Below are 10294 nucleotides of genomic sequence, written 5' to 3' on the forward strand. Positions count from 1 at the left end.
TTCTCCGAAGTGACGTTCAGGCGAATGGTGTTCAGGCGGCGGTGGCCTGGGCCTCCATGCGGCGGCGCAGGCTCAGCGGGCGCATGTCGGTCCACACCTCGTCGATGCGGGCCAGGCACTCCTCGCGGGTGCCCTGGGTGCCCTCGGCGCTCCACCCGGCGGGCAGTTCACGGCCGGCGGGCCAGATCGAGTACTGCTCCTCGGCGTTCAGGACGACGCGGTACTCGGAGGCGGCGGACTGCTGGGACATGGTTCTCCTCGTGGATGTACGGAAAGGGGTTCTGGAAGGGCGGTGTACGGGCCGGGTCAGGACAGGAAGTCCGTGACCTCCAAGCCGATGCCGAGCTCGCGGGCGGTGGCCTGCACGTCGACGGCGAGGGCGAGGTCGAGGACGCCGAGGCCGAACGGCGAGTAGACGGTGACCTTGTCCGGGTCGGGCGTGAAAGCGACGGTCCCGTTGATGAGCTGGCCGATGGAGGCGTCGATGAAGGCGCGGCCGCCGGTGATCTGCTCGGTCAGGTGCAACGAGGTGCGCTCGCGGCACACGTGGTCCGCGTCGTCGACGATGTTGTGCGCTCCGCTGATGGAGAGCGGGTCGATGTCGCGCAGCGAGACGTGCAGGACCACGGTGCCGGGTTCGGCGGGCGTGAGGTCCACGTGCGGCTCGCCCGCGTTGGTGGCGAACGAGACGAGGCGCTGCGCCTCCAGGGCGTCCTCGATGCTGTCCGCGAGGGTGACCTCGGCGTCCGGCAGGAGCTCACGGCAGCGGCGGGCGAACTCCTCGGCACGCGCGGGCGAGGTGTCATACAGCGTGATCTCGCCGAGCGTGTCGATCGCGGCCTTGAGGTAGCGCAGGATCTCCAGGTTGATGACGCCGCAGCCGATGAGGGAGACGCCCTGCGGACGCCGGCCCTCGGTGAGGACGTCGGCGGCGAGGGCGGCGCTCGCGGCGGTCCGCGCGGCCGAGATCAGCGAGGCCTCGAGCAACGCCTCCGGATGTCCGGTGCGCAGCGAGTTCAGCACCATCACCGCACTGGCACGGGCGATTCCGGAGTGGATGTTCGCGGGGAATGAGGAAATCCACTTCAGCCCCGCTGCCGGATTCTCGCCGCCACGGTAGGACGGGAGTCCGATGATGCGGTTCGCGGGCTGGTCGGGAAACCGCAGGAAGATGGAATGCGGTACGGCCGTCGCACCCTTGTCATGCAGGGAGTAGGTCTGCCGGACCAGCTCGATGTGCTCCTTCTCCCTCCCACCGAGTATTTTCTCTACGTCTGCCTTGCGCAGTACGAGCATCGGGAGTTTCAGTCCTTCCACAGGTGCGACACTTCACCGAAGTGTTCGCGCACCCAGTCGTCGGAATAGATGGTTCCGAGATAGCGGTCCCCGCCGTCGGGAAATATCAGTGCGCTGACCGAGCCGGGCGGAATTCGTGGCAGCATCCGCTCCGCCGCGGCGAGCGTCGCCCCGGAGGAACCGCCGGCCAGGATCGCCTCGCGGACCACGAGGCGGCGGCAGGCCGCCACGCAGTCGAGATCGGAGACGTGCACGACCTCGTCGGCCGCGGCCGGGTCCATCAGGGCCGGCACGACGGAGGCGCCGTGCCCCGGGATCAGCCGCCGGGTGGGCAACTGGCCGAAGATGGCGCTGCCCTGGGCGTCGACCGCCACGATCTTGGTGCGCAGCCCCTCCTTGCGGAGGTGGTCCGCGCAGCCGCGCAGCGTTCCGAAGGTGCTGACGGCGCAGAAGACATAGTCGAGCCGCCCGTCGAGCGCCTCCACGATCTCCCGCATGGTCCGCTCGTGGGCCCGCGGGTTGGACGGGTTCGCGTACTGGTTCGGGGAGTAGGCGTGCGGGATGCTCGCCACGAGCTCGCGCACCTTGCGCAGCCGCACCGGCAGGAACTCGCCGGTGGCGGGGTCCCGCTCGTCGATCACCACCACCTCGGCCCCGTAGGCCCGCATGATGGCCAGGTTCTGCTCCGTGGTCTTGGCGTCGACCACGCAGACGAAGCGCAGATCGAAGTACCTGCAGATCTGCGCGAGCCCGACCGCCAGATTCCCCGAGCTCGATTCCACGACCACGGAACGCCCCGGCGTGATCTCGCCGTTGCGCAGCGCCTCGAGAAGCATGTTGAGGCCGCTTCGGTCCTTGATGCTGCCACCTGGGTTGAACCGCTCGATCTTGGCGAAGAATTGCGAGCGTTCCCCTGGGAACACTCTCTCCAGTTTCACCAGAGGTGTTTCGCCGATCGTCCCCAGAATCCCCGAATCAAATGTTTTCGGCATGGATTCCCTCTCACCTGTTAGGCGTGCAGTGGAGACACTAGTTCGCCTTTTGGCAGAGGTAAGGGTTCAGCTCTGGCAGCCAGATGCAGTCGCAGGATCCTGACACCGGGATCCTGCGACAGCGCTCCCTGCGGTGGCCAAGACTGGGGTCATTCGAAGAATCCCGGAGTGCTCACATTCTCAGATTCAGGTGGAGTCGTGACGGAACCTCAACTCGCATCCCCGCGGCGGTACGCGCCGTACGACCGGGCCGGCGTATTCGACCGCTCTCTCGGCCATCCCGCCCGCAGGGACCTGCCGTTCTTCGCGGCCCGGCTGCGTGAACTCGACGCCGCCGAGGCGTTCCCCACGGACGCCGTGGCCCGGCTCGACGCGCTCGGCCTGCCCGAGCACTACGTGCCCGCCCGGCACGGCGGCGCCCTCGACAGCTACGAGGACCTGCTCCAACTGGTACGGGTGGTGGCCCGGCGCGATCTGACCGTGGCCATCGCGCACACCAAGACGTATCTGGGCGCGGTGAGCACCTGGGTCGGCGGAACGGCGGAGCAGGCACAGGAGCTGGGCGCCCGCATCGCGTCCGGCGCCGTCGTCTCCTGGGGCCTGACCGAGCGCGCACACGGCAGCGATCTGCTCTCCGGCGAGCTGACCGCCACCCCCGTGGCGGGCGGCTACCGGCTCGACGGCGAGAAGTGGCTGATCAACAACGCCACCCGCAGCGACCTGGTCTGTGTCCTGGCCCGGACCTCACCGGCCGGCGGCACCCGTGGCTACAGCCTGCTGCTCGTCGACAAGGCCCTGCTCGCGGACGGCAGTCACACCTGCCTGCCCGCGGCGAAGACGCACGGCATCCGGGGCGCCGACATCAGCGGCATCGCCTTCGACGGCGCCGTCGTACCCGCCTCCGCGCTGATCGGCGAGGAGGGCGAGGGCATCGAGACCGTTCTGCGCTGCCTGCAGATCACCCGCACGATCTGCGCCGCGCTCTCGCTGGGCGCCGGCGACCACGCGCTGCGCATCGCCACCCGGTTCGGCCTGGAGCATCGGCTGTACGGCAAGCGGCTGATCGACCTGCCGCAGGCCCACCGCGCGCTCACCGAGGCCTACGCCGACCTGCTGGCCATGGAGGCCGTCACACTGCTCGCCTCGCGGGGCGTGCACACCCTGACCGAGGAGATGAGCGTCTCGTCGGCCGCGGTGAAGTACCTGGTGCCCACCACGGCCGACGAACTGATCTCCGCCATGGGCCAGTTCCTGGGCGCCCGCTCCTTCCTCAGCGAGGAGTTCGCGCACGGCCTGTTCGCCAAGCTGGAGCGCGACCACCGGATCGTCGGCATCTTCGACGGCAACACGCTGGTCAACCTGAGCGCCCTGATCAACCAGTTCGCCGCCCTCGCCCGCGGCTACCGGGCCGGGCGCACCGACGCCGAGGGCCTGGCCGCCGCGGCCACGTTCGACGCGCGGATCCCCGCCTTCGACCCGGCCCGGCTGCTGCTGACCTCCCGCACGGGCAACAGCGTCGCGGCGTCCCTGCCCCGAGGCGTCGTGGAACTGCGGGAGCTGGTGGCGTCCGGTGAGGCGCCCGCATCCCTGCTCACCGTCGCCGAGAAGCTGCTGCGCATCAGTGACACCACGCACGAGCAGATGGCCGCCCACCGGCCCAGCCCGCGTGACGTGCCCGCCGCGGCCTTCGACCTGGCGCACCGCTACACCCTGTGCTGCGCTGCCGCGGCCTGCCTCCAGGTGTGGCTGCGCAACCGGACCACCGTCGCCTCCGACACCACCGCGACCGCGGGCCTGTGGCAGGACGGGCTGTGGGTCGAGGCCGTGCTCTGCCGCCTCGCCGAACGCCTGACGCCCGGGACGCTGCCCGAGGACGGCACCGACGGCTCGGCGGTGCTCGACCGGCTGATGCCGCTGCTCGTCGAGCAGTACGACAGCGGCGAGATGTTCTCCCTGCTGCCCTTCCCGCTCGCCGAGGCGGCCGACTCCCTCGCCGAGGAGGCCGGTTCCCTCGCCGAGACGGCCGACTCTCTCGCCGACGCGGCCGACTCCTTCGCCGAGGAGGCGTCATGACCGACCCGAACTCCGTCCCCGGCGGCCCCGACGTCCTGGAGAGCGCGCTCGGCGACGCCCACGACCCCGACAACCCGCTGGGCTACGAAGCCGTCCTCGCCGCCGACGAGCGCGCGGAGATCCTGCCTGCCGGCGAAGCCGCGCTGGACGCCTACGGGTTCAACGCGGAGTACGTGCCCAGGCGGCTCGGCGGACGCCTGGGCCGGATCGACCGCCTCATGCGCATGATGCGCACGGTCTCCCGCCGCGACCCGACCCTGGCGCTCGGCCACGGCTTCACCAACTACATCTCCGGGTCCGCGATGTGGACCGCGGGCAGCGACGTCCAGCAGAAGCGGATGGCCGACATCCTGCTGTCCGGCGGCAAGACCGCGGCGGGCTACAACGAGCTGCCGCACGGCAACGACTTCACCCGCACCGACCTCACCGCGACGCCCTCCGCCGACGGCAGCCACTACCGGATCAACGGCCGCAAGCAGATCGTGAACAACCTGGGCCGGGCCGACGCCGTCGTCCTGCTCGCCCGCACCGGCGCGGGCCCCGGCAACCGCAGCCACTCCCATCTGTGGGTGGACCTCACGCAGGCCCCGGCCGACCGGCTGCGCAGGGACTACCGCTTCCCGACGGTCGGGCTGCGCGGCTGCCTCATCGGCGGCGCCGACTTCACCGACCTCGAAGTCCCCGCGGACGCCCCCGTCGGCCCGGTGGGCAGCGCGATGGAGACCGTCCTGCGCGCCTTCCAGACCACCCGCGCCGTACTCCCCGGCATGATGGTCGGCACCGCCGACACCCAGCTGCGCACCGTCACCCGCTTCGCCCTCGACCGTGCCCTGTACGGACGCAGCGTCGCCGACCTGCCGCATGCCAGGGCCACCCTGGTCGGCGCCTTCCTCGACCTGCTCGCCGGCGACTGCATGGCGACCGTGGCGTGCCGCGCCCTGCACGTCCTGCCCGGCCAGACCAGCGTGATCACCGCGGTCAACAAGTACGTCGTCCCCAAGGTCCTGCACCGGTCGTCGCAGACGCTGGGCACCCTGCTCGGCGCCAACTCGTACTGGCGCGACGGCCGCTACGGCATCTTCCAGAAGTTCTTCCGCGACCTGCCGGCCATCACCTTCGCGCACGCCAACGCAGCCGTCTGCCAGGCCACGACGCTGCCGCAGCTGCCGCGCCTCGCAGCAACCAGCTGGGGCAGCGCCGAGGTGCCGCCCGCCGCGCTCTTCGACCTGTCGGCGCCCCTCGACGACATCGACTACCAGGCACTGGAACTCACCTCGCGCGGCGCCGACCAGCTCACCGCGCTGCTCCACGACCACGCCGGCGGCCCGGCCCTGCCCCCGGCGACCGCCCGGATAGCCGCCCTGCTCCGCGCCGACCTCGACGACCTCGGCCGGCGCTGCCGTCAGCTGCCGCCGAGCGAGCACTCGGTGGTCGCGGGCCGCTCCGGTTTCGCCTTGGCCGAACGGTACGCGCAGCTGTCGATGGCCGCCGCGTGCATCGGCGTGTGGCAGCACAACCAGAGCGGCGTCGACGCGTTCCTGCGCGACGACGCCTGGCTGACCGGCGCCCTCGCCCGGATCGCCGCCCGCCTCGGTCACGACGTGGGCGCCCTGCCCGACGCGGTGGAGCAGCGCCTGTTCGCCGAACTGACCTCGAGGGAGGAGGACCGTGCCGGTTTCGACCTCGACCGTTCGCGGCTCGCGCGCACCTGACCACGCGCCCGGCCGCGCCCACCGCCCCGGCCCTGCCGGCCCTTGTCCGTTTCCGGACCAGCAGCCCCACCCCACCGTTTTCCACACCCTTCACATCACCAGGAGACTTCTCATGTCCACATCCGCCGCCACCCCCGAGACCACCACCCCCGAGACCACCGGCGCCGAGACGATCCGCACCTGGCTGACCGAGCGGGTCGCCTACTTCCTCGACGTCCGGCCGCAGGACATCGCCGCCGACGACCTGCTCGTCGAGATCGGTCTCGACTCCGTGTACGCGCTGACGCTGTGCGGCGACGTGGAGGACGAGTTCGGCATCCTCGTCGAGGCCACCCTCGCCTGGGACCACCCCACGATCGACGCGCTCACCGCCCACATCCACTCCGAACTCGCCGCCCGGTGATGGCCCGGGAACGAGCCCTCTCCATCGGGCAGGAAGCGCTCTGGTTCCTGTACCGGATGGCGCCCGACAGCCCCGCCTACAACGTCCAGGCCGCCCTGCGGGTGCGCGGCGCGCTCGACGAGGCGCGGCTGCGGCGCGCCCTGCGCGCGGTCGTGGAGCGGCACGACGTACTGCGCTCCACGTTCACCGAGACCGCGGCAGGCCCGCAGCGCTTGATCGGCCACCCGGACCTGGTCCCCCTCCAGGTCCGGGAGGTCCCCGGGGTCACCGACACCGGCCTGCTGGAGAAGTACGTCAAGGCGTTCGGCGACACCCCCTTCGACCTCACCGGCGAGGGAACGTGCCGTGCGCTCCTGCTGCGCATCACCCCCGACGACCACGTGATCGTCGTCAGCGCCCACCACATCGTCACCGACGCCACCTCCCAGTGGCTGCTGCTCCAGGACCTGCTCGACGCCTACGCGTCGGACACCGCGCCACCACAGCTGGCCCGCGGCTACGACGACTACGTACAGGGCGAACAGGAACTGCTCCAAGGGCCGCGAAGGGCACAACTGATCGCGTTCTGGGAAGAGTTCTGCGCGAACGCCACCGCCGGTGAACTCCCCGCCGACCGGCCGCGGGCCCCCCGCCCGCCGGCCGTCTTCAACGGCGGCACCTGCGAGGCCCGGATCCCCGACGAACTCGTGCCCCGCCTGCGCGAGGCGGCCAAGCGGGCGAAAGTGACCCCGTTCGCGCTGACGCTCGGCGTCTTCCAGGCCCTGGTGCACCGCTACAGCGGACAGCGCGACTTCCTCGTCGGCTGCCCGACGACCACCCGCAGCGGCCCCGGCATGCGCGAGGTCGTCGGCTACCTCGTCAACACCATCGTCCTGCCGGCCCACTTCACCGAGACGACCACGTTCGGGCAGGCCGCGCACACGGCCCAGCGCCAGGTGATGCGGGCCATGAAGCACATCGGCTACCCGTACGCCCTGCTCGCCGGCGAGGAGCCGTACAGCAGCCGGAACCCGCCCGTGCGGATGGTGTTCACCATGGTGGCGCCCGGCCGCCTCGAACCCCTGCTGATGCAGGTCACCGAGGCCGCGGCCCGCGGCACGGACACCGAGTACGCCGGCCTGCGCATCGAACTGATCGAGGTACCGCAGCTGGAAGGCCAGTTCGACATCAACGTGGAGATGCGGCAGAGCGCCTCCTCGCTGACCGCCGTGTTCCGCTACGCCACCGACCTGTTCGACGAATCCACCGTCCGCCGGCTTCTCGACTCCTATGTGCGGTTGCTCGCCGAGGCGATCGAAGACCCGGACGCCCCGGTGGCCGGCGCGGCCCTGGTCGAGGCGGACGACCTGGACGACCTGCTGGCCCTGGGCGAGGCCACCGACTGGTGACCGAACCCGCCGACCCGCACCAGCCTCCTGCTACCCCGAGGGATCCCATGCTCACGGACGAACACACGCTTCTGCAGGCCCGCAGCGCCACGGCCCGCATCCGTACGAACGCCCATGTCACCCCGGACGACCCGGCCGTCATCTTCGTCCGCGACCCCGACTCGCCCGACGGGGACGAGACATGGTCGTACGCCAGACTCGACCATGAGGCCCGCAAGATAGCCGGCTGGCTCCAGGAGAGGTACGCGCCCGGCGACCGGGTGCTGCTCCTGTATCCCGAGAGCCTGGAGTTCGCCGCCGCGTTCGTCGGCTGCCTCTACGCGGGCATGGTCGCCGTCCCGTCCTCGCTGCCCGGCCAGTACAGCCACCAGCGCCGCCGCGTGGACTCCATCGTCGAGAACGCGACCGTCGCCGCTGTCCTCACCAGCGAGGCCGTCGCCGCGAGCGTCCTGGACTGGGCGGCGTCCGACCCGGGCCGGGAGATCACCTGCGCCATCACCGACGGCCCCGACTTCACCGTCGCGCACGCCGAGGCCTGGCAGGTGCCCGACGTCGACCAGAACACCCTGGCCCTGCTCCAGTACACCTCCGGCTCCACCTCCGACCCGAAGGGAGTGATGGTCCACCACGGCAACCTGCTGCACAACTCGGCCGCCCTCAGCTCGGCGTTCGGCCTCGACCGCACCACCCGCTTCGGCTCGTGGATCCCGCAGTACCACGACATGGGACTGCTCGCGATCCTGCTGCCCCCGCTGCTGCTCGGCGGCTCCTGCGTGCTGATGAGCCCGACGACCTTCCTGAAGCGCCCGCACCGGTGGCTGCGGATGATCGACAAGTACCAGGTCAACTGGTCGGCCGCGCCCAACTTCGCCTACGAACTGTGCGCACGCCAGATCACCGACGAGCAACTCGCCGAACTCGACCTGTCCTGCTGGCGGTTCGCGGCCAACGGATCGGAGCCCGTCCAGGCCTCCACCCTCACCGCGTTCGCCAAGCGCTTCGCCCCGGCCGGCTTCCGCAGCGACACCATGGCGCCCTGCTACGGCATGGCGGAGGCGACCGTGTTCATCTCGGGCACCGGACCGCGCGAACTGGCCGTCACCCGGGTCGACGAAACCCTCCTGGAGCAGCACGAGTTCCGTCCGGTCGGCGAGGGCCGACCCGGCCGTGACGTCGTAAGCTGCGGCAAGGCCGAGGAGTACACGGTACGGATCGTCGACCCGGCCTCCCGCGAGGTGCTGCCCGCGGGCCGGGTCGGCGAGATCTGGCTGCGCGGCCCCAGCGTCGCACAGGGCTACTGGGGCCGCGAGGACGCCACCGTCGAGACGTTCGGTGTCAGCACCCTCGCCGGGGACACCGGGTACGTCCGCACCGGCGACCTGGGCACGCTCCACGACGACGAGATCTACGTCACCGGCCGTCTCAAGGAGATGCTGATCCTGCGCGGCCGCAACATCTACCCGCAGGACGTGGAGCACGCGCTGCGGCGCCTGCACCCTGAGCTGGTGGGCCTGTTCGGCGCCGCGTTCGCCGTCCCGGTGGCCGGCGCCGACGGCACCACCGAGGAGCAGCTCGTCGTCGTGCACGAGGTGCGCGGCTCGGTCGGCGCCGACGAACTCCCGCGCCTCGCCGCCCGGATCAGGGGCGGCATCGCCCGTGACTTCAGCGTCCGGCCGGCGGCGGTGGCCCTGGTCAGGCGCGGCGCGGTCCTGCGCACCACCAGCGGCAAGATCCAGCGCGCGGCGATGCGCGCGCAGTACCTGAACGGCCTCATGGAGAGCCGCCACCTGGACGGCCCGCCGGCCGCGTAGCCCGAGATCACGAACACGAGGAGAGGGCGCCTCACGGCAAGGCGCCCTCTCCCCCGGCTTCCCGGCGCCACGGCCCCGAGCAACAAAAAACCCCAGGTCACGGGCAATGTGACCTGGGGCCTCAGGAGAGCCGCCTTCGGGATTCGAACCCGAGACCTACGCATTACGAGCTGTCCTGTCCCGTTCCGTAGCGGTCCGGGCACGTCCTTCAATGACTTCGCGTTGCAGGTCGGGTGGCGTGCCGGACATGCACGGACGGGCGCGTGCTACACCGGATTGAGCAGCAATCGAGACTAGAACTGAGACTAGGGTCATTCTCAGGAACCCGAAGTCTGCTCAAGCCTTAGCCGCGCCGGCGGCGTCCCCCGCCTCTCCCCCGCCACCGGGCGAGGTGGTGCCGCGTGGAGAGAGTGTAGAGATGGTCCGGCCCCAGCACCCGAACCTGATCGACCAGCAGCGCAGCAAGCTCATCGACCGCGCCTCGAACATCCCCCGCGGCCCCCCGCCACCGGGCGAGGTGGTGCCGCGTGGAGAGAGTGTAGAGATGGTCCGGCCCCAGCACCCGAACCTGATCGACCAGCAGCGCAGCAAACTCATCAACCGCACCCTGAACATCCCC

Annotated in this window: 9 protein-coding genes; 6 read left to right on the forward strand and 3 right to left on the reverse strand. The window is 70.8% G+C overall.

All coding sequences use genetic code 11. The features are described from left to right. Positions 1 to 31: 31 nt before the first annotated feature. From ACFY9S_RS35060 to sbnA, 3 genes are read right to left on the reverse strand one after another with little or no spacing between them, the layout of a single operon-like run. The gene (locus ACFY9S_RS35060) at positions 32 to 250 is read right to left on the reverse strand and encodes an MbtH family NRPS accessory protein (protein WP_391136838.1); all 219 of its coding nucleotides are present in this window, start codon (positions 248 to 250) and stop codon (positions 32 to 34) included. A 56-nt stretch (positions 251 to 306) separates the two neighbouring features. Continuing rightward, a complete protein-coding gene (gene sbnB, locus ACFY9S_RS35065; protein ID WP_391136841.1) occupies positions 307 to 1296 on the reverse strand; it encodes a 2,3-diaminopropionate biosynthesis protein SbnB in 990 nt (329 codons plus the stop codon). Positions 1297 to 1304: 8 nt separating this feature from the next. Beyond that, on the reverse strand, positions 1305 to 2288 hold the full coding sequence (gene sbnA / locus ACFY9S_RS35070; protein ID WP_391136844.1) for a 2,3-diaminopropionate biosynthesis protein SbnA: 984 nt from the start codon (positions 2286 to 2288) through the stop codon (positions 1305 to 1307). Between the two features lie 198 nt (positions 2289 to 2486). On the opposite strand from sbnA, the gene ACFY9S_RS35075 reads away from it, so the two are divergent. The 6 genes from ACFY9S_RS35075 to ACFY9S_RS35100 all read left to right on the forward strand — a co-directional run. Next, complete coding sequence (locus ACFY9S_RS35075) at positions 2487 to 4361, forward strand: acyl-CoA dehydrogenase family protein (RefSeq protein WP_391136847.1); 1875 nt, start codon at positions 2487 to 2489, stop codon at positions 4359 to 4361. Beyond that, positions 4358 to 6073, forward strand: a complete 1716-nt coding sequence (locus ACFY9S_RS35080; RefSeq protein WP_391136850.1) for an acyl-CoA dehydrogenase family protein — start codon at positions 4358 to 4360, stop codon at positions 6071 to 6073. The genes ACFY9S_RS35075 and ACFY9S_RS35080 overlap by 4 nt, the downstream gene beginning before the upstream one ends. Positions 6074 to 6185: 112 nt before the next feature. Further along, on the forward strand, positions 6186 to 6476 hold the full coding sequence (locus ACFY9S_RS35085; RefSeq protein ID WP_391136853.1) for a phosphopantetheine-binding protein: 291 nt from the start codon (positions 6186 to 6188) through the stop codon (positions 6474 to 6476). Continuing rightward, on the forward strand, positions 6476 to 7864 hold the full coding sequence (locus tag ACFY9S_RS35090) for a condensation domain-containing protein (protein WP_391136856.1): 1389 nt from the start codon (positions 6476 to 6478) through the stop codon (positions 7862 to 7864). The genes ACFY9S_RS35085 and ACFY9S_RS35090 overlap by 1 nt, the downstream gene beginning before the upstream one ends. Positions 7865 to 7911: 47 nt before the next feature. Further along, positions 7912 to 9675, forward strand: coding sequence for an AMP-binding protein (locus ACFY9S_RS35095; RefSeq protein ID WP_391136859.1), 1764 nt, complete (start codon positions 7912 to 7914; stop codon positions 9673 to 9675). Positions 9676 to 10093: 418 nt separating this feature from the next. Beyond that, the coding region (locus ACFY9S_RS35100; protein WP_391136862.1) for a hypothetical protein at positions 10094 to 10294 on the forward strand (201 nt) is incomplete at its 3' end.

This window comes from Streptomyces sp. NPDC012474 (genome assembly GCF_042955185.1).
Lineage (GTDB): Bacteria > Actinomycetota > Actinomycetes > Streptomycetales > Streptomycetaceae > Streptomyces > Streptomyces cahuitamycinicus.

What these genes read in the sequence shown, in the direction of transcription:
- sbnB (WP_391136841.1), bottom strand. Translation starts at nt 1,296, where the DNA reads ATGCTCGTACTGCGCAAGGCAGACGTAGAGAAAATACTCGGTGGGAGG.
- ACFY9S_RS35085 (WP_391136853.1), top strand. Translation starts at nt 6,186, where the DNA reads ATGTCCACATCCGCCGCCACCCCCGAGACCACCACCCCCGAGACCACC.
- ACFY9S_RS35090 (WP_391136856.1), top strand. Translation starts at nt 6,476, where the DNA reads ATGGCCCGGGAACGAGCCCTCTCCATCGGGCAGGAAGCGCTCTGGTTC.
- ACFY9S_RS35095 (WP_391136859.1), top strand. Translation starts at nt 7,912, where the DNA reads ATGCTCACGGACGAACACACGCTTCTGCAGGCCCGCAGCGCCACGGCC.
- ACFY9S_RS35060 (WP_391136838.1), bottom strand. Translation starts at nt 250, where the DNA reads ATGTCCCAGCAGTCCGCCGCCTCCGAGTACCGCGTCGTCCTGAACGCC.
- sbnA (WP_391136844.1), bottom strand. Translation starts at nt 2,288, where the DNA reads ATGCCGAAAACATTTGATTCGGGGATTCTGGGGACGATCGGCGAAACA.
- ACFY9S_RS35080 (WP_391136850.1), top strand. Translation starts at nt 4,358, where the DNA reads ATGACCGACCCGAACTCCGTCCCCGGCGGCCCCGACGTCCTGGAGAGC.